Below are 23,056 nucleotides of genomic sequence, written 5' to 3'. Positions count from 1 at the left end.
GGTTCAGCCACCAAATTTCTGCTTCAGAGCAATCATCGTCAGGGCAGCGCGAGCGGCAAAGCCACCCTTGTCCTTGTCTGTCCGCTTGACGCGGGCCCAAGCCTGTTCGTCATTCTCTACCGTCAGGATGCCGTTGCCGATGGCAAGCGATTCTGACACGGAAAGATCCATCAGGGCGCGGGAGGATTCGTTGGCGACGATATCGAAATGATAGGTCTCACCCCTGATAACCATGCCGAGAGCCACATAGCCATCGTAGACCACGCCGCCATTGTCGGCGCCGTCGAGCGCCATGGAAATAGCCGCGGGGACTTCGAGCGCGCCCATGACGGTAACGATGTCATAGCTGGCGCCAGCCTCATCCAGCACCGCCTTGGCGCCGTCCAGAAGCGCATCGGCCATGTCGTCGTAGAAACGGGCCTCGACAATAAGAAGGTGCGGTGCGGAATACTGGTCAGACATAAGCGGTCACCCCGGAACGGATGGAGAAAATGGCAATGATTGGATGCGGGGTCAAACCATGCCCTACCCCGAATGGCAAGTGTTTTTCCGCAAAACCCGCCGAAATGCCGCCAAAGCCTTGCAATCCTGCTCCCGCGGCTTCGGCACCGCAAGCGCTATTGCACATTATTGTGACCTAGCCTGCAAAGGACCGGTTTTGCGGCAGGTGCAGACATCTTACTGACTCATCAGTCATTGGAAGGCGCGCCAATGAGATGGCCTCAACAGAGGACACGCTTCGTCAACATGCTGATAAATATCAGTAATCTTGCGAAAATCCGCGCCAGAAAGCCGGTAATGATGATTGGTCAGCGGCCACACTTTCGCCCGCGCTAAAAATGGCGATTTGATGAAAATCAAGATGACGGATTTGTAACCCATCAAGGCAGTTTGCGGGCTGGAAATTGCCTTTGTTGCAACGCACATCATTGATCACCGGCGAGCGTTTAGGACGCGATAAGCCGGGGGAAAATTTGGATTAGGAGATTACCGATGAACCGTATCGGACACGTATTCAGTGCTTCCACCGTTGCCGCCATCTCTTTCGGTGGCGCATCCCAGGCCGCCGTTGAAGTGGCCTGCGAAGATGGTCGGCCCCAATCCGTACAATCCGTACAACCCGTCGTCGGCAACCGACTGACAGTCGTGCCGCTGCGTGGCCTACAGATATCCGACCCGATGCGCCAGGCGCTGGATTCGCAGGACCCACATTCCGCCCAGGCGCGCAAGTTGCAGGCCGCTATTATTGCCAATCCGAAACTGATGCGTCAGCTCGATGGCCAGGGCGTCGATGTCACCACCATTGTCGGCATGGTCACGGTAGACGACGGCAGCATATCGGTGTTTACCGCTTCGGCTTGATGGATATGCGCGGAAGGAGCTACCCGGCCCTTCCGCCCTTTCTCAAAAAGCGCGTAAGTTTTTACGCCTTTGGAAATTCCGCAAGCCTTGCCGCATAGCGCGCCATGGTATCGACTTCGAAATTGACGAAATCGCCGACTTGCCGGTCGCCCCATGTCGTCACGTCCAGCGTGTGGCGGATCAGCAGGATGTCGAAGTCGCAGCCATCGACACCATTAACGGTCAACGAGGTTCCGTCCAGCGCAACTGAGCCCTTCGGGGCGACGAAACGGGCCAGATTCTCGGGTACGCGCAGGGTGAAGCGGGTCGCATCGCCTTCGGCTTTGATCGCCAGAATCTCGGCCTTGCCATCGACATGGCCAGAGACAATATGCCCGCCTAGCTCATCGCCGATTTTCAACGAGCGCTCCAGATTGATCCGCGTGCCCTTTTGCCAGCTGCCGATGGTGGTTAGCCGCAGGGCTTCTTCCCAGGCTTCGACTTCGAACCAGCGCGCATTGCTGCCCGACTCTGGCAGACCGGTCACCGTCAGGCAGGTCCCGGAATGCGCGATGGAAGCGCCCATGTCGATTGTGTCAGGATCATAGGCTGTAGCGATGCGCAGCTTTACGCCTTCCTTCAGAGGCACGATGTCTTCCACGGTGCCGATATCGGTGACAATGCCTGTAAACATCAGAAATCCCGCTCATATTCATAAAACCGATCCGCGCCGAAGGTCACACTGCGCAGATGACGAAAATTTTCCGGTATATTGGCAGGCGTGAGCGGCGATACAAGTCCATTGCGACCGATTTCATCCGGCCCCTGATAAAGATGGATGCGATCCACCAGGCCCGCGTCGAGGAAGGCCTTTGCCGCAGCAGCCCCACCTTCGACCAGCACGGAAGACATGCCCTGCACAGCCAGTTGACGCAGGAGATCGTCAAGATCAGCTGCCGGCCAGACATCAACGCCCGCAGCCTGCAATGCCGTGCGGCTTTCCTCAAAACTTTCCGTACAGGTAAAGGTGGAAGGCTCACCGCAGGCGCAAACCGTTGGCACCTGCCCCGCCGTTTGCACCAGTTTCGAGCCAAGAGGCAGTTCCAGCCGCCGGTCGAGCACGATGCGCAGCGGAGACAGATGGGTCTGTCCAGCCAGCCGCACCGTCAGTTCCGGGTCATCGGCTCTTGCCGTGCCGATCCCGACCAGAATGGCATCGCTCTCGGCGCGCAGCAATTGCACCTGGGTGCGGGCCAGCGGCCCGGTAATCGCCACCTGCCCCTCGCCCGCCCGGCCAATCATTCCATCGCGCGACAGGGCCAGTTTCAGCGTCACATGCGGGCGCTGTTTCGTCTGCCGTGTCAAATAGGCAGCGAGGCCATAGCGCGCTTCACGCTCCAGCACGCCGGTCAGCACCTCGATCCCCGCATCCGTCAGGATGGACAGGCCACGGCCTGAAACACGCGGGTCCGGGTCGGTGACAGCAACCACAACCCGTGCAACGCCAGCCTCAACCAGCGCGTCAGCACAAGGCGGGGTCTTGCCATGATGGGAACAGGGTTCAAGCGTCACATAGGCCGTAGCACCGCGGGCCTTTTCGCCGGCCACGGCAAGGGCCTGACGCTCGGCATGCGGGCGTCCGCCAATCGCTGTGACAGCGGAGCCGACAATGGTTCCGTCGGCAACAATCACACAGCCGACCGACGGATTGGTCAGGGTTTGTCCCAGATGACTGCGACCAAGCCTAATCGCCGCTGCCATAAACCGCTGATCATCGGGCTGTTCGCACACCATGTTTACCCCGGTTCGTGATCCTGGGAAATCTTGGCGGTAATTTCAGAAATGACCTGCTCGAAATCCTCGGCATGGGAGAAATCGCGATAGACCGAGGCGTAACGCACGAAAGCCACATCATCGAGGCTTTTCAGCGCTTCCAGCACCTGCAAACCGATCTGTTCGGAGGAAATTTCCGTCTCGCCGGAGCTTTCCAAACGCCGCACGATGCCGGAAACCGCCCTTTCGATCCGGTCCCGGTCGACGGGACGTTTGCGAAGGGCGATCTCGAACGACCGCACCAGCTTGTTGCGATCGAAAGGCGCCTTACGACCCGTCTTTTTCAACACGGTCAGCTCGCGCAGTTGCACGCGCTCGAACGTGGTGAAGCGGCCACCGCAATCCGGGCAGATCCGACGCCGGCGGATGGCGCTATTGTCCTCCGCCGGGCGAGAATCCTTGACCTGAGTATCGTCCGAACCGCAAAACGGGCACCGCATCTGGCCGCCTTACAGGTAAGGATACATCGGGAAACGGCCCGTCAGGCCAACGACCTTATCGCGCACGCTTGCCTCGACGGCGCTATTGCCCTCGTCGGAATTGGCAACCTTCAGACCGTCGAGAACCTCAACGATCAGATTGCCGATTTCGATGAATTCAACCTCCTTGAAGCCACGGGTCGTGCCAGCTGGCGTGCCGAGGCGAACACCCGAGGTGACGAAAGGCTTTTCAGGGTCGAAGGGAATGCCGTTCTTGTTGCAGGTGACATAGGCGCGGCCAAGGGCTGCCTCGGCGCGCTTGCCGGTGGCGTTCTTCTTGCGCAGGTCGACCAGCATCAAATGGTTGTCGGTACCGCCAGAGACGATATCGAGGCCCCCCTTGACCAGGGTTTCGGACAGAGCCTTGGCGTTCTTTACCACCTGGGCCGCATAATCCTGGAATTCCGGTTGCAAGGCTTCGCCGAAGGCAACCGCCTTGGCGGCGATCACATGCATCAGCGGGCCGCCCTGGAGGCCAGGGAAGACAGCCGAATTGAATTTCTTGGCCAGATCCTCGTCATTGGTGAGAATCATGCCGCCACGCGGGCCACGCAACGACTTGTGGGTCGTGGTGGTGGCGACGTGGCAATGCGGGAACGGCGACGGATGCTGATTGCCAGCAACCAGACCGGCGATATGGGCCATATCAACCATCAGATAGGCGCCAACTTCGTCTGCGATTTCGCGGAAGCGCTTCCAGTCCCAGATCCGCGAATAGGCTGTGCCACCGGCGATGATCAGCTTTGGCTTGTGTTTGCGGGCCGATTCAGCCACCGCATCCATATCCAGCAGATTGTCGTCCTGGCGCACGCCATAGGAGACGACGTTGAACCACTTGCCGGACATGTTGACCGGCGAACCGTGGGTCAGATGGCCCCCGGAATTCAGGTCGAGACCCATGAAGGTATCGCCCGGCTGCAACAGCGCCAGGAACACGGCCTGGTTCATCTGCGAACCGGAATTGGGCTGAACATTGGCAAAATTGACGCCAAACAGCTTCTTGGCGCGCTCGATCGCCAATTCCTCGGCAATATCGACGAACTGACAGCCGCCATAATAGCGCTTGCCCGGATAGCCCTCGGCATATTTGTTGGTCATGATCGAGCCTTGCGCTTCCAGCACGGCGCGCGAGACGATGTTTTCAGAAGCAATCAGCTCGATTTCATGGCGTTGACGACCGAGCTCCTTTTCGATCGCACCAAAAATATCCGGATCGGTTTCGGCAAGCGGACGGGAAAAGAAAGCATCGGTATTGGCCATGATCGCAGTCTCCTGAAAGCGTTGATGCGTGCGCGTCTTAACGTCCTCGCGCCCCAAGAGCAAGACAACAGAGCGACATTTGCACGCCAATGCGCGGAAGAAGATGCTTGTTCTTGTATCACCCGGTGTGCTGCCCGCGTAAAAACACAAAAGGCCGCGCAACTTGAGCGCGGCCCTTTATAAAAACGCCTGGTGCCAAGACTTACTGCGGCAAATTGTCGTCCTCAATCCGGCCCGGATTTTGCTCCACGCCAATGTTGGTTTGCAGCGCCAACTGGGCATCGCCATCACGCTTGTAGATATCGTCACGGAACTGCACGACATTGTCCTTGGCCGACCACGCCGTGATGTAAACGATATAGACGGGGACTTCCTGCGAAAGCTTGATCACATTGTTCTGGCGCGTGGAGATGACCCGCTCGATTTCCTGACGGTTCCAGCCGGGCGTATCCCTCAGCAACCATGTGATCAGATCACGGACGTTCTGGACGCGCATGCAGCCGGAGGATTCAAAGCGCATCAGTTTGTTGAACAGACCCTGCTGGGGCGTATCGTGCAGATATTCGTTGTTGGGATTGTGGAAGTTGATCTTCGTCGAGGCCATGGCGTTGATCTTGCCAGGGTCCTGACGGAACATCAGGTTCGGTGCCTTTGGCGCGTTCCAATCCACAGTCTCCGGAGCCACTTCCTGGCCTTTGCCATCGAAGAGACGGATATTGTTGCGCGTCAGATAGGTCGGGTCCTTGCGCATCAGCGGCACAATGTCTTTTTCGACGATTGAGCGCGGCGCAGTCCAGTAAGGATTCAGGATGACTTCATAGATCTTGGAATTGATGGAATGGGTCGGGCGGTCGATACGGCCAACAACGGCATTGGTGCGCAACGCAACGCGATCATTTTCGACGGCCTCGATAGACATCGAGGGAATGTTGACCATGACATACCGGTTGCCAAGATCACCGGACATTGCCTGCAGGCGCACCAGATTGGTATTGAGCTGGTTGAGGCGCACGTCGGCAGAGATATTCATGGCTTTCAGCGTATATTCGCCGAGTGCACCGTCGGTTGGAAGCCCGTGACGAGCCTGAAAACGCTTCACGGCACCATCGACATAGGTATCGAAAGAATTGGACATGCCCGCTTCCTGGCCAAGATCGCCCGAGATCATCAGGCGTTGACGCAGCAGCTGCACGGTCGGATCAACGGACCCGAGTTTCAATTTCACCGAGGGATTGACCTGCGGCCAACCGCCCTGGGCGACGATCTGCTGATAGGCGGAAATGGCCAATTGCAGGTTCGGCAGGTTGGTGGCGCTCAACATCGGCGAATTGGACGTGACCGAAGCGACCGCACGTGACGTCTGGGCATCGAACTGGTCGTCCCAATTGCCCCGCGACCGGGCATTGATCAGCTCGTCGACAGCGGATTGCGCCATGGCGGTCCCGGCCAGCGTGGATGCTCCCACCAATGCAGCGCCTCTCAGCAATGCTCTGCGAGAGACCGAAACCAGTTTAATCTTGTCCGCCATAGTCTTCTATTTCCCTACCGATCCACCGATCCCGAAACCCTTTAGCCCATGGGAGACGATCAGGTCCCATGAAGGCCTTGTGCTTAATAAAGCCGGAGGCGTTCCGCAATCATTGTTTTCATCGCAGGAAACGTTTGCCGCTATCGCTTGTTCCCAAAGCCCTCTGCCCTACAGAATTCTTTAGAACCCAGGCGAAGGCAAGGCTTCAGCTCGGGTCGAGCAACCAGCTTATTCCACAGTCTGGCGGTCCCATATCAATATGGCCAAAGCTTGTCAGGCCCGATGCGCTCACAACACTGTGTTGAATAAGCGTGCGCGCATCAAAACGAAGCGAGGCGATATCGATCTGCCGGGATTGATGACCGTTACCGGTCGATCAAGGCAGCAAAGCCAGACATTGCAGCCGGTTGGCCTACATCCGATAGGCGATCGTGTCGTTCCAGAAGCGATCGAGACGCTGCAACAACCTGTTCATCTGGTTGAATTCGTCAGGACCGATGCCGCCGACCTTCTGGATGGAGCCGACGTGACGCTCATAGAGCTTGGCGACGGTTTCGGCGATATCCTGGCCTTCTGGTGTCAGGGAAATACGGACCGAACGGCGGTCGACACGCGAGCGGGAATGATTGATGAAACCGAGGTCCACCAGCTTCTTGACGTTATAGGAAACGTTGGAGCCGAGGTAGTAACCGCGAGACCGCAATTCACCGGCCGTCAGCTCGGAATTGCCGATGTTAAACAGCAGCAAAGCCTGAACAGCATTGACGTCGTTGCGGCCCTGACGGTCGAATTCGTCCTTGATGACGTCGAGCAGGCGGCGGTGCAGGCGCTCCACCAGATGCAGGGAATCAAGATAGAGAGAACGGATGGTCTGCTCTTCGTGATCGATAGCGGACACCTGCGGTTTGATCTTTGTCGTGGTCATATCGTCTGCCTCACTGTTTGGGTGGCGGCCTTGTTGGTTTCCAACCGCCTTGTGAGTGACAATATCGAATGCAGATAAAATTCTATTTAAAACGCAGGCTTAACAGAGGCTTACCATTCAGCCTGCTTGTATCAGGGTAAACCATTCCTTATGCCGTGGCGCGCCGACGCTTTTGCATCAGGATTGCCAGGCGGAAAGCGATATAAACGACGGCGACAATCAGATGGAATGCGACGATCAGCGGATCGCGTCCGAAAATGCCCGGCCATACGGCATGCATCAGGATCTGGCCGCTGGCGGCAATCACCCAGATGACCGGCCCCCAGGAGACCGTCATCCACAACCCAACCCCTGCCACCGGCAGCATCACGGCAAGCCCGCAGCTGGCAATGCGCCAAGGCACATTCATCAGGTCGAACCGCCCAAGGCCGTCACCGGCAAAGCCCACCAGCAGGCCCCAGAACTGTAAGCCCAGCCAAAGGCAGGCAAGCGCAACAACGCGCAGGAAGAGCACGAACAACAGGTCTACCAGGCTGGGTTTTGGCGTATGGACGACATCATCAATCATCCTGCGACGATATCGCATAATTGACCGGACCGGTATCGGCGACAGGTGAAATTTATGGGGAGACAAACAATCCGCGGACGGTTTTACCCGAGCATCGCTATGCCCGGGGGTGGGTGTGGGGGCGGTCAGGTTGCCGCAGTGGGCAAACATCCCGGTGCATGATAAACGGCATCATAAGAGAGCAGGCCTGAAGACTGGAGACCGCGATGACCAACAAGACCCACCTCGTCGACGATATTACCGGCCACCGGCGCATGCGCCGCAACCGCAAGGCGGACTGGACGCGCCGGATGGTCCAGGAAAGCCGGTTGACGGTGGACGATCTGATCTGGCCGATATTTCTCGTGCCCGGCAGCGGCATCGCCGAGCCGATCGCCGCCATGCCGGGGGTCAACAGGATGAGCGTCGACAAGGCCGTCGAGGCGGTGAAGGAAGCTGCCGATCTCGGCATTCCCGCCATTGCCACCTTTCCGAATATCGAGATGAACCTGCGTGACCAGACGGGCTCCCATATCCTGGAAGCCAATAACCTGCTCAACCAGGCGACAGCCGCCATCAAGAAAGCCGTCTCCAACATCGGCGTGATTACCGATGTGGCGCTGGACCCGTTCACCAGCCATGGGCATGACGGTATTTTGCGCGGCGATGATATCGTCAATGACGAAACGGTCGATCAGGTGGTCAAGGCCGCCATCCTGCAAGCCGATGCCGGCTCCGACATTATTGCGCCGTCGGAAATGATGGATGGGCGAATCGGCGCCATCCGCCGCGGGCTCGACGCTGCCGGTCACCAGTCGGTCGGCATCATGTCCTATGCGACGAAATTCTCCTCCGGCTATTACGGCCCCTATCGCGAGGCGATTTCCACCGCAGGCCTGCTGAAGGGCGACAAGAACAGCTATTACATCAGCCCGGCCAATGGCACCGAAGCGGTGCGCGATGCTGCCATGGATGTCGAGGAAGGGGCGGATATGCTGATGGTCAAGCCCGGCCTGCCCTATCTGGATATCTGCTGGCGTCTCAAGGAAGCCTTCAGCCTGCCGGTCTTCGCCTATCAGGTGTCAGGCGAATATGCACAGATCAAAGCGGCGGGTCTGAATGGCTGGATCGACGAGGAGCGAGTGATGATGGAAACGCTGCTCTGCTTCAAACGGGCCGGATGCGACGGCATTTTGAGTTATTTTGCCGTGGAAGCGGCAAAGCGGCTGGCCAAAAGCTGACGGTTTTCGGTGGGACGCTGCCCCATGCAAGGGTCCCCGATAGAAGACAATTGTATTTTGGACCGGAGCATCCCATATCATCGTGATCGACCAAGGAGACGATCATGAGCTTCGATCCGAATATGACCACCGTGGCTCCCACCGACTGGCGCGCCTATAGCGGCGTGCTATCGCGCCGGGTCTTTGCCTTCATCATCGACTATGTCCTGGTCGGGCTCCTTTGGGTTCCCGCCGCCGTCGTGGTGTTTTTCCTTGGCGTCATCACGCTTGGCCTCGGCTGGCTCCTTTATCCCATTCTGTTTTTCATTGTCGCGGGCCTTTATTTCGGCCTGTCGCTGGCTGGACGCACTCAGGCGACACCTGGCATGCGGGCCATGGGAATTGCCATGATTCGACTGGATGGCAGCAAGATCGATTTCGTAACCGCCATTGCCCATCTAGCCCTGTTCTGGATTCTCAACTCCGTGCTGACACCACTGATCCTGCTGGCAGGCCTGTTTACCGATCGCTCGCGATTGGTCCATGACTTGCTACTCGGCACCGCTGCGCTTCGCGCTGGCTGAGTGGACGCCAGCATCCACTAAAAATCGGTAGTCTCGACAGGAATGCTTACAATTTCACGTTGAGCAACCGAATCGTGAAATGAAATAGTTGACCTTTTGAAATCTTGAGCCATGCTAGACATGAACTTGAAGGTCATGGGCAATAACGGGAATCATTAAAAATGATTTTTGATATTGCGCTTTTGGATAGCTCAAGCGCTTGATGCATTTGAGATATTCGACATTCCTGCAAGGTGAGGATGCGTTAGCACCTTCGATGTCTTGGTGTAATGTGCATTCCCGGCCAACGAAGCAAGCGCGCTTTTCCGGGTGCCTGAGAGGACGCATAGACAAAGCATGAACACGCAGGCTGCTACGTCTCCGCAGTTTTATCTGACAGCGCCCGCGCCCTGCCCTTACTTGGCGGGGGAAATGGAGCGGAAGGTCTTCACGCATCTTGTTGGACCACGCGCGCCGGAAATGAACGATCTTCTGACACAGGGCGGCTTTCGCCGATCGCAGAATATCGCCTACCGTCCAGCCTGCGAAACCTGCCGCGCCTGCATTTCCGTGCGGATCGTCGCCCGGGAATTCCAGCCGAACCGGACCATGCGGCGTGTGGCGGGCGTCAATGCTGATCTCACCAGCAGCGTCTTTGCCGCCCAGCCTTCGACCGAACAATTCTCGCTGTTTCGCACCTATCTCGATCATCGCCACCAGCAGGGCGGCATGTCAGACATGTCGGCGCTCGATTTTGCAATCATGGTGGAAGACAGCCATGTCAAAACCAAGGTGATCGAATATCGCCTGCCGAAAGTGGACGAGGACAGCGACCGCCCCGGCGAACTGGTGGCCGTGGCGCTGTCCGATATTCTCAGCGACGGATTGTCGATGGTCTATTCCTTCTTCAATCCGGCTATGGAAAAACGGTCTCTCGGCACATACATGGTTCTCGACCATATCCGCCGTGCCAACGAAATGGGCCTACCCCATGTCTATCTTGGCTATTGGGTGAACGGCTCGCGTAAAATGGGATATAAAATCCGCTTCCTGCCGCAGGAACATCTGCTCAGCCAGGGCTGGACCCGCTATGAGCCAGAAAGCAGCGTCGAAGAGTAAACCAAAGATCACTCTTCGTATTCCTGTGCAGCAGCCTGGAGAGGAGGATGCGTCATCCTCTCCAGGAAACTTGGTCGAATGGATCAGGCGACCCGAGCCGCCTGATCGGCAGCTTCGCGGCGATGGCGCAGCCATTCCGGCAGAACTTCCGCCGCCATGGGACGCGACAGCCAGAAGCCCTGAATCTCATCGCAACCCATCGCTTGCAGGAGATCGGCGGCCTCCAGCGTTTCGACGCCTTCCGCTACCACTTCATAACCTAGACTGTGCGAGAGATTGATCATCGATCGCACCAACACGCGCTCGCGATTGCCTTTTGCCATATCCGCGACGAAAGAACGGTCAATCTTCACCACGTCGGCAGGCAATTTTTGCATATAGGCCAGGCTGCTATAGCCAGTGCCGAAGTCGTCGATCGCCAGCCGGACACCATGGGCGCTCAGCGCGTGAAGAAGGTCGAGTGACTTTTCGGTCTCCCTCATCATCGCCGTTTCCGTCAGTTCAAATTCGATCTGACCCGGCAGAACATCGTATTTCGCCAGCTTTTCCTTCAGCAATTCCAGAAATTCCGGCTCATTCAGATTGAGAGCCGAAATATTGATCGACAATCGCATATCGATGCCTTGGCCTCGCAGAATGGCCAGATGGGAGAGCGCCTTGTCGATCACCCAGGCGCTCATGGAGCGCACCAGATCGGACGCTTCGATAACTGGCACGAATTCGGCTGGTGAAATCGACCCCAGTTCAGGATGGTTCCAGCGCAGCAACGCTTCGGCGCATTCCGCTTGACCGGTCTTCAAAGACAGCCTCGGCTGGAAAACCAGATGCAATTGATCACTCGACGCCAGAGCGACAGGAAAATCCTGCAACAGGCGGAAGTTACGGCGATGCAGCAAATCATGATCGTCGGAAAAAAAGGCAATGCCGGTTTCGCTATCACGCGCATCTTGAACCGCACTTTGCAGCGAGCGTAGCACGTTTTCTGGCTCCATTGCGCTGGGATTGAACCAGGTCACCCCAAGCGAGGGTGTCATCGTCAAACGAAGATTTCCCACCTCACCCACATCGGACAACAAGCGTTCCAGCACAGGCAAAAGACTTTCGGATGTGGCGTCCTCAGGTGGGATCAAGGCAAACTGCATCGCGCCAATATGATAGGAGGCCGTATGATCACCCATCGACCTCTGCAGGAACTGCGCAACGGAGCGGATGACACCATCCAGATGCGATGGGCCCATGACACGCGACAACCGGTCGAACTGCATGGTGCGCGCAAGATCGAGAACGCCGATCAACCGTTCCTTGCCACCGCCATGCTTGCCAATATCAGCAAGGTCGCTCAACAATTGGAAGCGATTTGGCAGGCCGCTGGCGGCCTCAATACGGCCCACGGCATGCTGCATTTCTATCTGCGCCATGACCATGGCCGCCATATCGGACAATACAGCCATTTCCCTTTCGCCAACCGCGTGAGGTTCATTATCAAGAACGCAGAGCGCACCCAGGGAATAGCCATCGGTCGTCATAAGCGGCACACCGGCGTAGAACCGAACGCCAGCCTGACCGAGGGGACTATCGACATAAAAGGCATCATTGTGAAAATCGTTGACGATCAGCGGCCGACAAGTTTCCGCGACTTCAGCGCAGGGCGCCTTGAACCGTGGAATCTGGTTATGATCAATTCCCACTTTCGACTTGAACCACTGGCGATCGACATCTGTCAGCGACACTGCCGCGACCGGCAATCCGAAAAATTCCGATACGATTCGAGTAATCCGGTCAAAGCTTTCGCTCGGCAGGGTATCGAGTATTTTCAGGTTGCGTAGGCTGGTCAGTCTTGCCAGTTCGCGCTCTTGATCCACAGTCATCGCCTTCTTGGTAGGGCTCGAAGCATCTGATTATCATGCCGAAAGCCAGCCACGCAGAAACGCGGTTCCGAAAGGCGCAGCCAGGCAAAAAACTCTTCCGGCTTGCGTATTGAGCACGGTTTGAAATCAAAAACGCACGCGCACAGCCTTTGTTCCATATGGAGCAGAAGTGATTAAAACCAAGTGATGATGTTAACTGCAAAAAGACTGAATTTATCTATGGTTATAGCATCATGAATCATTGTTTTCATGCAAAACAAAACCCAGAATTCCGAAGAATTCTGGGTTTGAATAATGGCGGCCAGTCATTTGGGAGATATGCTGGCTGCAAAACAACTGAAATCGATTTTCTTTAAAGATTCACGCGCCCGAAATGTAAAACGCAGGCTCGTGTAACGTCTCATGGATTCCGCAAAAAGCCGAGAATATATTATATTCACGAATTTACACAGTAAACTCCAAGCGAACCTAGCCGATTTTTCGAATAAAGCCGTAGACAATATTGCGATTAGCACCGAAACGAACCTGCGCATCGATATCGCCTTCCGGTGTGCTTGCATGAATAACGCGCCACATGTCCTGCTCGCTGCGCAGCAAAAGGGCCCAGTTCATGAAGGTTTCCATATAGCCGTCGACGACAATATCTTCCGCAAAATTGGCGAACATAAAGACACCATTCGGCTTAAGCATGGACAGGCACTTCTTCGTCAGCTTTACAGCTACCTTGTCGTTAAGATAGTCATAAAGGCCCGACGCATAGACGAAATCGAAAGTTCCAAGGTCATGCTGATTGGTCAAGAGGCTACGGACTGATCCATCAATAGGCTCAATGCAGGTGTTTGCGAAATCCCGACGGATGGAACCGACACTCACAGGGTCCTGATCCAGTGCGATCCAGCGCTTGATTCTGCCCTCTTTCAGAGCGACTGAACGATTGGCCTCGCGTAGGTGGCCTGCGGCAATGGTCAGGATTTCTGCATCCGGCCCGCGTGACGTGGCAATTTCATCGACATGCTGGGTCAGGAGATCGCGGCGCTCCCGTACGGCGACAGATGACGACGCATCCTTGGTGTAATCATACAGCGCCAGCCCGAGAGGCGAAGCAGCGGCAATTTCATTCGCAACGCTTTCATGGCCGTAAATAAAATCAAGTAATTGTGCATCCCCTGAATAGCCGCGCGGCTTGACGCAAGACCAGCGCGTAAAAGGATCCTCGAGAAAATACTTAGATACTTTATGATTTTGCGCCATCGGTATCAATGACTGCCATAAGACAGGAGAAACCTTATTGCGGAGATTATGAAGGGCTCCAGCCATCATTGCAATGATAGCAGCGGGATCTCTACCGTGCTCAAATTGCTGATAGGCAATGTTGAGTGCCAGGGCCAACTCGGATTCCGCTAAAACCCGCTCACGATCATCGATTTTCTTGCCTTTTGGCGAAAAAACCTCTGCTGCAATTGCATCTGGAGTTACCAAGCTTTCGCCGTCCAAGACAGTTTCTATATACTGCATATCCGATCTACCTCTAATGTTTTATCGACAAAATTAAATGTTTGATAACTATAAAGTCTGATTCTAACTATTGCGACTGGCGATTTAGGCAATTTTCTATTAAGGTTAATAGATGAGAGTGCGTCATATTCAGCGTGATACAGAGGTTTGACGCTTGTCTAAATTTCAATTAAATTTAAGGGTAATTGTGCGCTGTATTACATTAGGGATTCGGGTTTAAAATAAAAGGTGTATCGAGCTGAGTGTGTGAATAGCGCGCATGAAGGAATAACTTGCATTCCTGTTCACGACGGTAAAACTCAGTGGAACAATCCAGCATGAAGCACCCCGGGTCGGACCCAATGAAAGCCGGGCGGCGTGGCACCCCTGACAGAAAGCGAACTGCAGAAGTCGTGAAGCTGTATCGAGACCAGACCGAATCCGAGCGCATTGCCGCAGCACGCCATGGCCTTTGGATCGCTGTGATCGTCTATCTGATGTTTTCAGGGATGGATTACATCCTCATTCCTGATGTTGCATCAACCTTGCTGATCAGCCGTTTTGCGGTTGGCGCCTTGTCTCTCGTCATTTTGGAAGCCCAGATCTTCATTGGCCCGAGAGCCAATATGATAGACTTGACCTGCGCCCTGGCGCTCATCATCGGCTATGGTGGCTGGCTTTTTCCGGCATCAATGACCGATTCGGTTGAGAATTTTCGCTATTACATGGTGTTTGGCGCGATTTTCATGATGGGTGCCAACCTGTTTTTCGGCCTGTATTTCCTGTTGTCGATTGTCACCTCTGCTTCATTACTTGCCTTGTTTCTCTGGGTTGTTACGAGTGTTTTCGGTCGAGAGACGTCTTACATCATTGCTTTCGCTACGTTTTATGTCTTGTGCTTCGTCTTCACCAGTTATGTAAACTGGCGACTGAACAAGGAGCGCTACCATGTTTTCCTGAACGCGCTGGAGGCACGCAAGCAGCATCGGGAAGCCATCGAACGCGGCAAAGCGCTGCTGCGCCTTTCCAATACAGACTATCTGACCGGCGTTGAAAACCGACGTGCCATCGATCAGCGATTGAGGGACAATTGGGCTGAATGGCAAAGTTCAGGAACCGGCTTTGCCGCAATTCTGGTCGACGTCGATTTTTTCAAGAAATACAACGACTATTACGGGCATCAAGCTGGCGACCATTGTCTGGTCCTGGTCGCCAATGCTCTGAAGACAGCCCTCCTGCCCTTCAATGCCTCCATTGGCCGTTATGGCGGCGAGGAATTTATCGTTCTGGCTCCAGCCGCCAGCCGTGACGATGTTGGGCTGCTGGCTGAGATGATTCGCAATACCGTGGAAAAAATGTCGCTGGTCCACGATCAGCGCAAGGATGGCATCAACGTCGTCACGGTCAGCGTCGGCGCGGCCTTTACACGCCCTCATTTCGGTCCACGGCTGGAAAAGATCATTACCGAGGCCGACCGGGCGCTCTATTCGGCAAAGGCCAATGGTCGTAATTGCGCGCGGTTGTTCGACCCGAACGACCCGCAAAGCAGCGACGATAGCGAGCACATTGCCGCCCTTTTGCGGGTGGCAGTGGCCAATAACCTTGTTTCCCTCGTCTATCAGCCGATCCTCAACCTCACAACCGGCAAGATCGACGCTGCGGAAGCCCTGATGCGGCTGAAACTGCTCGACGGAACGCCTGTGCCACCCTCGGTGTTCATTCCGATTGCTGAGCGGACAGGTTCGATCCTCGATCTCGGCTTGTGGACGCTACGGCAGGCCTGCGACGAAATCCTCGTTCCCGGCCACGCGCCGGTCGTCAGTATCAATGTCTCTCCCATTCAGCTGAAAACCCGCGGCTTTGCCGCCGCCGTCGCTGAAATCCTGATTGATACCGGCGTCGATGGGCAGCATGTCGCCTTCGAGATTACCGAAGGCATCAATATGGATCGTCAATCCGACATCCTGCGCTGCATCAAGGACCTTGAAAATATGGGCATCCGCATCTGGCTGGATGATTTCGGTACTGGTTTCGCTGGCCTGTCCTGGCTGCGGCTCTTCAATTTCGACACGGTGAAAATCGATCGGTCCTTCCTTCAGGACAGCGATACGCCGAAGGGACGCTCCATGCTGCGCGACATCATCGCGCTGGTCCGCAATCGTGGCCACCGCATTCTTGTCGAGGGCATCGAGACCGAGGAACAGCTGGAGTTGATGCGGCAGTTTGACATTGATCATGTGCAGGGATTCTACATCGGCCGCCCGGCCACCCTGGATGTCTTCAAGTCCAAACCCCTGAACCATTTTAGCCAAACTGAGGCGGAAAGCACAGACGCATCGCTGATTACCCATTTCATCAGCTAGGGCATTCAATGTTTCTCGGAAATGCAGAAATACGCTACAGCCTGAGCCATTGGCAAAATGGAACCGGCGGCCCTGCGCACTACATGGTGCGCAGGACGAAACGGGCAATCAGCCGCTGAATTTGCCGCTGCGCGGGAAGCCCTTGGGAACCGTGCGTCCAGACCCGGCCCGATCGCCCAGCCATTCCAACAGTTCGTCCTTGCTGCGGGTGAAGCTCCGTCCCGCACTGTCTTCCCAGGAAAGCCCGCCTGCAAGGGTAAAGCACTTGATGTCGGAGACACCGCCGTCCTTATAGCGTTGCAGGCGCACGCCCTTGCCACGGCTCATTTCCGGGACCTGCGCCAGCGGAAACACCACCATCTTGCGATTTTCGCCGACCACAGCTACATGGTCGCCGGAAATCGGCACGACCAGCTTGGTTTCATCAGGCATGCCGACATTCATCACCTGCTTACCCTTGCGGGTATTGGCGGTGATGTCGCTTTCCGCAACGATGAAGCCATTGCCCCCCGTCGAGGCGATCAGCAGCTTGCGGGCTGGATCGTGGACGAAAGCCGTCAGCACATCCTGATCGTTTTCCATATCGACCATGATGCGGATCGGCTCACCATGACCGCGCCCGCCAGGCAGCTTGTCGCCGCCAAGTGTGTAGACCTTGCCACCGGTGGTCACCAGCAGGATCTTGTCGGTGGTCTGCGCCGGGAAGGCCACGCGCAGACCATCGCCTTCCTTGAAGGTCAGGCTGGCCTTGTCGTAGCTGTGGCCCTTCAGCGCCCGTATCCAGCCCTTTTCGGAGATGACGACGGTGATCGGCTCTTTCTCAATCATCGCCTGCTGAATGGCATCGATATCGGCGTCAGGCGCATTGGCAAACAGCGTGCGGCGGCGACCGATGTCGGTCGCCTTGGCGTATTTCTTCTTCACCTCACCGATTTCCGAGGCGACAGTCCCCCATTGCAGGTCGTCAGAGGCCAGCAATGTCTCGATCTCTGCCTTTTCCTTGGAGAGCGCATCGTGTTCCTTGCGGATCTCGAATTCCTCGAGCTTGCGCAAATTGCGCAACCGCATGTTCAAGATGGCTTCGGCCTGGTTGTCGGTCAGCTCGAAGCGGGCAATCAGTGCGTCCTTGGCCTCGTCTTCCTCGCGGATGATGCGGATCACCTCGTCGAGATTGAGATAGGCGATCAGCAACCCGCCGAGAATTTCCAGCCGCCGGTCGATGGCCGCCAGACGGAAGCGCGACCGGCGCACCAGCACGTCCTTGCGGTGATCCAGCCATTCCAGCAGCACCTCGTTCAGCGCCATCACCTTCGGTACTTTACCTTGGGAGAGGACGTTCATGTTCAGCGGGATGCGGCTTTCCAGCTCAGACAGCTTGAACAGCGATTCCATCAGGATGGTCGGATCGACAGTACGACTCTTCGGCACCAGCACAACGCGAACGTCTTCGGCTGACTCATCGCGAATGTCTTCCAGCAACGGCAGGCGCTTGGCGATCAGCAATTCAGCGATCTTTTCGATCAACCGTGATTTCTGCACCTGGAACGGAATCTGGGTGATGACGATCTGATAGCCGCCGCGCCCGAGGTCTTCCGTCTCCCATTTGGCCCGCACCCGGAAACCGCCGCGTCCGGTGCGGTAGGTTTCCAGCATGCTTTCGCGGCTTTCGATGACAATACCGCCGGTCGGGAAATCCGGTCCCTCGATGCCGCCGCGCTGCGGATGAGCCGGATCGGCAAACAGCTCTTCAACAGAAGCGCTACGGTTCTTGATCAGATAAAGCGCCGCATCACACAGCTCATGGGCATTGTGCGGCGGGATCGAGGTTGCCATGCCGACCGCGATGCCGGAGGCGCCATTGGCGAGCAGATTGGGGAAAGCGCCGGGCAACACGACCGGCTCGTCGTCTTCCTCGTTATAGGTCGGACGAAAATCCACCGCATCCTGCTCGATACCCTCAAGCAGAAGTCCGGCAACGTCGGTCATCCGTGCTTCGGTATAGCGGTAGGCAGCCGCCGAATCGCCGTCGATATTGCCGAAATTGCCCTGACCATCGACAACGGGATAGCGCTGCGAAAAGTCCTGGGCGAGCCGCACCAGCGCGTCATAGACCGACTGGTCGCCATGCGGGTGAAATTTACCGATGACATCGCCGACGATACGCGCGCATTTCTTGAAGGCGGAATTGGGCCTGATCCCCATTTCGCTCATCGCATGGATAATGCGCCGATGCACCGGCTTCAGCCCATCGCGCACGTCAGGCAGCGCCCGGTGCATGATGGTCGACAGCGCATAGGCCAGGTAGCGCTCTTCCAGCGCGTATTTCAGATCGATCGGTGTGACGTTATCGCCACCGTCGCCAGGCGGTATAAGACTTTTTCCCATACCCCTTGCGTAGCCGAGAACCCCTTGCACGGCAAGGATTCCGGGGGATGCACCTGTGGATTATCCGATCCGGGCGTTTAAGGTCTATGAGACAAAATCAAACTACAGCGCCGTGCGCCCTATAGGGCGCACAAAGGTTCGCTGTAGCTCTTTATATCTGCTGCATAATTTTCTCCTTAAATCGAATCCGATTTAAGGAATTATGCAGTAGTACGACAAAAAGCATGGCGGATTTCCGCACTGTCTTATAAAGGATCATGACCGCGCAATCGCGCATATCCTTTTGTTCTTAGAGGGAATTGTTATGACGACGCATAAATCCGCCGGGCCTGCCCTGCGCCGTATCCTCTCGGTCAGTGCCGCCATTCTCGTGCTTCCCTCGGCAGCTTTCGCGCTGGATGGCCAGGATTTGCTCGCCAAGATCAATAAATCCTATACCGGGGGCAATGCCGCCATTACCGCTGGCTCAATCGATATCAACGGCGATGTCGTGACCCTGCGCGATACCAAATTGAAGCCGGCCAATGCTTCTGATACCGGCCCGGAGTCGACACCAGTCTCCATCGGCGATGTGAAGATGAGCGGGGTCATTGAAAACCAGGACGGCTCCTATGAGATCGACCGGGTCGATTTCCAGCCGCTCAACCTGGTTGAAAACAAATCGACCGTGACAGCTTCCGATCTCTATCTGTCCGGCGTCACCGTTCCCGCCAAGACCGATGGCGGCGATCTCGCCTCCATGCTGTTTTATGAAAAGGCCCATAGCGGCCCGATCAGCGTCAAGGCGGATGGCAAGGAAGTGTTGTCCATGGCCGAGGCCGAGGCGACAACGGCAATCGAGGACGATGGCGCCAGCCTCGCTTTCGAAGGGACTGTCAAAGGCTTCAAGCTCGATCTGTCCACCGTCGACGATCCAAAGAGTCGCGATGCCATCGAAAAGCTCGGGATCAGCATGCTGGATGGCGGCATGACCATGAAAGGCAGCTGGGAACTGCAATCGGGAACGATTGACGTTCAAAACTACACGCTCGATTTCAAGAATGTCGGTAAGCTGACGGTGGCGCTCGGTCTGTCCGGTTATACGCTGGACCTGGTCAAGCAACTTCAGGAAACCGCACGGGCCATGGAAACCAATGCCAAGGACCCGCAGGCGCAGCAGGCCTCCGGCATTGCCATTCTCGGCCTGATGCAGCAAATGTCCTTCCTGGGCGCCGATATCCGCTTCGACGATGCTGGCATTACTGAACGGGCGCTGGCCTATAGCGGCAGCCAGCAGGGTATCTCGGGCAAGGATATGGGGCAAATGGTCAAGGCCATGACGCCTTTGATGCTGGCCCAGGCCAAGCTTGGCGATTTCCAGAATGTCGTCACGTCAGCCGTCAATGCCTATATCGACAATCCGAAGAGCCTGACAATCTCCGCCGAACCGCAGAACCCGGTCCCCTTCCCGATGATCGTCGGCGCAGCCATGGGCGCACCGGAGACACTGCCCAAGGTTCTGGGCGCAAAGGTAACGTCCAACGACTGAGGAGCGTCAAGCTCGAACACAGACGATAAAAGCCGCCAGACTGGCGGCTTTTTTTGTGGAATGCGTTTTGCAGATTGCGCTATTTTTCCTGCGGCCCCTGCCCTGCATCCTTGCTGGGCGCGGTCGTCGTGTCATGCAGTTTCGTCGCATTGCGAAACAGGATGAGCGCGAAGGCAAGTCCGGTGGAGACGCCGATGATCACATCGAGAAAGCGCACCAGCCCGCCGGTCGCAGGGCCAAGCAGGATGACCAGAAGTGCTGAGGCGCCAGCCTGGATAGGCGTGACCGGCGCCAGATTGGCCAGCGCGCCGAGAAACATCGCGGCGAATATGGCCAGCGAAATCTGGATGCCGAGCACACTTATCGGCAGGAGAAAGATCAGCTCGCCGACCGCGATGCCGATGGTCACGCCAATGACAACATTGATACCTTGGCGCAGGTGATTGGGAATGCCCGGGGCCAGACAGATGATCGCGGCTATGGCGGCAAAGATCGGCTGCTGGTGGCCGAACAGCCAGTGTGCACCATAAAATGCGACCGCCGCAGCTAAGGCTGCGGCGGTCGCATGGCTGAAGGCATCCCGGATATGGCTAGCAAACCGGGACCACATCGGTTCAGTCTTTCTTCGGCGTCGGCACCACGCGCAGCGCCAATTCACGCAACTGCGTTGGCGTTGCCGGAGCCGGGGCGCCCATCAACAGATCCTGCGCCTGCTGGTTCATTGGGAACAGCGAGATTTCGCGCAGGTTCTTGGCACCGACCAGCAGCATGACCACGCGGTCGATACCGAATGCACAGCCACCATGCGGCGGTGCGCCGTATTGGAAGGCGCGGTAGAGGCCGCCGAAGCGCTCTTCCACGTCCGTCTGGCTGAGGCCAACCTTCTCGAACGCCTTGACCATCAGTTCCGGCGACTGATTACGGATCGAGCCGGAAGCGATTTCAAAGCCGTTACAGACGGCGTCATACTGGTAAGCCTTGAGTGTCAGCGGATCTTGGCTGTCGAAGGCTTCCAACCCGCCCTGCGGCATGGAGAACGGGTTATGGGCGAAGTCGATCTTCTTTTCTTCCTCGCTCCATTCGTAGAATGGGAAGTCCACAATCCAGCACATTTCAAACCGGTCGCGGTCAACAAGGTTCAGCTCTTCGCCTGCACGGGTGCGGGCTTCGCCAGCGAACTTGTAGAACTTGGCCGGATCACCGGCGACAAAGAAGCAGGCATCGCCAGCGCCAAGGCCAAGCTGGGCGGCGATGGCTGCGGTGCGCTCTTCGCCAATGTTCTTGGCCAGAGGGCCGGAACCGCCAACCTTGCCGTCTTCTTCCTTCCAGAAGATATAGCCAAGGCCCGGCTGGCCGGTCGATTGCGCCCAGGCATTCATGCGGTCGCATACGGCGCGGCCAATCGCGCCTGTTGCTTCCGTATGCTTGACCGGGATCGCCCAGACCTCAACCTTGGGGTTGGAGGCAATCATGCTTGCAAAAATCTTGAAGCCTGAATCAGCGAAATGCTCGGTCACAGCCTGCATGACGATGGGGTTACGCAGGTCTGGCTTGTCGGAACCGTATTTGCGGATCGCTTCATCATAGGGAATGCGTGGCCACTGCTTCGTCACCGGCTTGCCTTCGGCAAACTGCTCGAACACCTTGGTCATCATCGGTTCCATCGTGGTCCAGACATCTTCCTGGGTCACGAAGCTCATTTCCACGTCGAGTTGGTAGAACTCGCCCGGCAGACGGTCGGCACGCGGGTCTTCATCGCGGAAACAAGGGGCGATCTGGAAGTAGCGGTCGAAACCAGCCACCATCAACAGCTGCTTATACTGCTGCGGAGCCTGCGGCAGGGCGAAGAACTGGCCTTCATGGATACGGCTTGGCACCAGAAAGTCACGCGCACCTTCCGGCGAAGAGGCGGTGAGGATTGGCGTGGTGTATTCAGCAAAGCCAAGCTCGCTCATGCCATTGCGCATGGACGAAATAATCTGGGTGCGCTTGACGATGTTCTTGTGCAGGGTTTCGCGGCGAAGATCGATGAAGCGATACTTCAGGCGCACATCTTCCGGATAATCCGGCTCACCAAACACCGGCAGCGGCAATTCCTTGGCCACGGCCAGAATTTCGATTTCCTGCGCATACAGCTCGATTTCGCCGGTCTGCATGGCCTTATTGACCGTCTCATCGGCGCGGGCCTTGACCACGCCGTCGATGCGGATCACCCATTCACCGCGCACGGTTTCAGCCAGCTTGAAAGCCGGGCTATCGGGATCGGCCACCACCTGCGTGATGCCGTAATGGTCACGAAGGTCGATGAACAAAACGCCGCCATGGTCGCGGACGCGGTGGACCCAGCCGGAAAGGCGCACGGTGGCACCAACATCGGACTTGCGGAGAGCGGCACAGGTGTGGCTGCGGTAACGATGCATTTCGAACGATCCTGGACATGTGTAAAAGGTCAGCACGGACGCAAGGAATGCGCGCTTGGCTGGCATGGAAAATCGGGCGGAAAAGCGCATGGCCGGCCTGATTTGTCAAGGCTACAGGCTTTTACGCTTTGGATTTACGCTATATCGGCATCTCCTGCCGGGGTAAACGTCGCATGCTGTTTA

20 protein-coding genes are annotated in these 23,056 nt (G+C 56.6%); 6 read left to right on the top strand and 14 right to left on the bottom strand.

Translation table 11 applies throughout. The annotated features are described in order from the left end of the window. Positions 1 to 3: 3 nt before the first annotated feature. Both ribH and FS819_RS04830 read right to left on the bottom strand, forming a co-directional pair. Positions 4 to 462, bottom strand: coding sequence for a 6,7-dimethyl-8-ribityllumazine synthase (ribH, locus tag FS819_RS04835; RefSeq protein WP_015915583.1), 459 nt, complete (start codon positions 460 to 462; stop codon positions 4 to 6). A 231-nt stretch (positions 463 to 693) separates the two neighbouring features. Next, complete coding sequence (locus tag FS819_RS04830; RefSeq protein WP_156550767.1) at positions 694 to 927, bottom strand: hypothetical protein; 234 nt, start codon at positions 925 to 927, stop codon at positions 694 to 696. A 66-nt stretch (positions 928 to 993) separates the two neighbouring features. Between FS819_RS04830 and FS819_RS04825 the strand changes: the two genes are divergently transcribed. Further along, positions 994 to 1,362, top strand: a complete 369-nt coding sequence (locus FS819_RS04825; RefSeq protein WP_070167256.1) for a hypothetical protein — start codon at positions 994 to 996, stop codon at positions 1,360 to 1,362. Between the two features lie 61 nt (positions 1,363 to 1,423). Here FS819_RS04825 and FS819_RS04820 read toward each other — a convergent pair whose 3' ends face one another. The 7 genes from FS819_RS04820 to FS819_RS04790 all read right to left on the bottom strand — a co-directional run bounded on the left by FS819_RS04820 (position 1,424) and on the right by FS819_RS04790 (position 7,934). After that, positions 1,424 to 2,035 carry a riboflavin synthase gene (locus FS819_RS04820; protein WP_156550768.1) on the bottom strand — a complete coding sequence of 204 codons (612 nt, stop codon included), beginning with the start codon at positions 2,033 to 2,035 and terminating at the stop codon, positions 1,424 to 1,426. Continuing rightward, positions 2,035 to 3,135, bottom strand: a complete 1,101-nt coding sequence (gene ribD / locus FS819_RS04815) for a bifunctional diaminohydroxyphosphoribosylaminopyrimidine deaminase/5-amino-6-(5-phosphoribosylamino)uracil reductase RibD (protein ID WP_156550769.1) — start codon at positions 3,133 to 3,135, stop codon at positions 2,035 to 2,037. Before ribD ends, FS819_RS04820 begins: the two co-directional genes overlap by 1 nt. A gap of 2 nt (positions 3,136 to 3,137) precedes the next feature. Next, positions 3,138 to 3,614: a transcriptional regulator NrdR gene (nrdR, locus tag FS819_RS04810; protein ID WP_015915579.1), complete on the bottom strand. Its 477-nt coding sequence runs from the start codon at positions 3,612 to 3,614 to the stop codon at positions 3,138 to 3,140. Positions 3,615 to 3,623: 9 nt separating this feature from the next. Next, positions 3,624 to 4,913: a serine hydroxymethyltransferase gene (glyA, locus tag FS819_RS04805; protein WP_156550770.1), complete on the bottom strand. Its 1,290-nt coding sequence runs from the start codon at positions 4,911 to 4,913 to the stop codon at positions 3,624 to 3,626. Between the two features lie 202 nt (positions 4,914 to 5,115). After that, complete coding sequence (locus FS819_RS04800; RefSeq protein WP_070167259.1) at positions 5,116 to 6,441, bottom strand: L,D-transpeptidase family protein; 1,326 nt, start codon at positions 6,439 to 6,441, stop codon at positions 5,116 to 5,118. Positions 6,442 to 6,853: 412 nt separating this feature from the next. Next, positions 6,854 to 7,366 carry a transcriptional regulator LdtR gene (gene ldtR / locus FS819_RS04795; protein ID WP_015915576.1) on the bottom strand — a complete coding sequence of 171 codons (513 nt, stop codon included), beginning with the start codon at positions 7,364 to 7,366 and terminating at the stop codon, positions 6,854 to 6,856. Between the two features lie 148 nt (positions 7,367 to 7,514). Continuing rightward, positions 7,515 to 7,934, bottom strand: a complete 420-nt coding sequence (locus FS819_RS04790; RefSeq protein WP_234624908.1) for a DUF6163 family protein — start codon at positions 7,932 to 7,934, stop codon at positions 7,515 to 7,517. 206 nt (positions 7,935 to 8,140) lie between these two features. Between FS819_RS04790 and hemB the strand changes: the two genes are divergently transcribed. From hemB to FS819_RS04775, 3 genes are all read left to right on the top strand, one after another. Next, positions 8,141 to 9,154: a porphobilinogen synthase gene (gene hemB / locus FS819_RS04785; protein WP_156550772.1), complete on the top strand. Its 1,014-nt coding sequence runs from the start codon at positions 8,141 to 8,143 to the stop codon at positions 9,152 to 9,154. Between the two features lie 104 nt (positions 9,155 to 9,258). Then, positions 9,259 to 9,717, top strand: coding sequence for an RDD family protein (locus tag FS819_RS04780; RefSeq protein WP_070167339.1), 459 nt, complete (start codon positions 9,259 to 9,261; stop codon positions 9,715 to 9,717). A 336-nt stretch (positions 9,718 to 10,053) separates the two neighbouring features. Continuing rightward, on the top strand, positions 10,054 to 10,815 hold the full coding sequence (locus FS819_RS04775) for an arginyltransferase (protein WP_156550773.1): 762 nt from the start codon (positions 10,054 to 10,056) through the stop codon (positions 10,813 to 10,815). Positions 10,816 to 10,898: 83 nt separating this feature from the next. Here the strand turns inward: FS819_RS04775 and FS819_RS04770 are convergent, their stop codons facing one another. Both FS819_RS04770 and FS819_RS04765 read right to left on the bottom strand, forming a co-directional pair. Next, on the bottom strand, positions 10,899 to 12,683 hold the full coding sequence (locus FS819_RS04770; protein WP_156550774.1) for a sensor domain-containing phosphodiesterase: 1,785 nt from the start codon (positions 12,681 to 12,683) through the stop codon (positions 10,899 to 10,901). A 468-nt stretch (positions 12,684 to 13,151) separates the two neighbouring features. Next, positions 13,152 to 14,198: a class I SAM-dependent methyltransferase gene (locus FS819_RS04765; protein ID WP_156550775.1), complete on the bottom strand. Its 1,047-nt coding sequence runs from the start codon at positions 14,196 to 14,198 to the stop codon at positions 13,152 to 13,154. 317 nt (positions 14,199 to 14,515) lie between these two features. Here FS819_RS04765 and FS819_RS04760 point away from each other — a divergent pair, with 317 nt between their 5' ends. Then, on the top strand, positions 14,516 to 16,540 hold the full coding sequence (locus tag FS819_RS04760) for a putative bifunctional diguanylate cyclase/phosphodiesterase (RefSeq protein ID WP_156550776.1): 2,025 nt from the start codon (positions 14,516 to 14,518) through the stop codon (positions 16,538 to 16,540). A 108-nt stretch (positions 16,541 to 16,648) separates the two neighbouring features. Here FS819_RS04760 and parC read toward each other — a convergent pair whose 3' ends face one another. Next, a complete protein-coding gene (parC, locus tag FS819_RS04755; RefSeq protein WP_156550777.1) occupies positions 16,649 to 18,925 on the bottom strand; it encodes a DNA topoisomerase IV subunit A in 2,277 nt (758 codons plus the stop codon). Between the two features lie 304 nt (positions 18,926 to 19,229). On the opposite strand from parC, the gene FS819_RS04750 reads away from it, so the two are divergent. Continuing rightward, entirely contained in the window at positions 19,230 to 20,453 is a 1,224-nt protein-coding gene (locus tag FS819_RS04750) for an aq_1923 C-terminal domain (RefSeq protein ID WP_156550778.1), read from the top strand. A 79-nt stretch (positions 20,454 to 20,532) separates the two neighbouring features. Here FS819_RS04750 and FS819_RS04745 read toward each other — a convergent pair whose 3' ends face one another. Both FS819_RS04745 and aspS read right to left on the bottom strand, forming a co-directional pair. Further along, positions 20,533 to 21,063, bottom strand: a complete 531-nt coding sequence (locus FS819_RS04745; protein WP_156550779.1) for an FUSC family protein — start codon at positions 21,061 to 21,063, stop codon at positions 20,533 to 20,535. A 4-nt stretch (positions 21,064 to 21,067) separates the two neighbouring features. Beyond that, positions 21,068 to 22,873, bottom strand: a complete 1,806-nt coding sequence (gene aspS / locus FS819_RS04740; protein ID WP_070167458.1) for an aspartate--tRNA ligase — start codon at positions 22,871 to 22,873, stop codon at positions 21,068 to 21,070. Positions 22,874 to 23,056: the final 183 nt, after the last annotated feature.

It is taken from the genome of Allorhizobium sp. Av2, assembly GCF_021462805.2.
Taxonomy (GTDB): Bacteria; Pseudomonadota; Alphaproteobacteria; order Rhizobiales; family Rhizobiaceae; genus Allorhizobium; species Allorhizobium vitis_G.
Note: the sequence above shows the minus strand (reverse complement) of the source record. Positions and strands in the feature narration are given on the sequence as shown.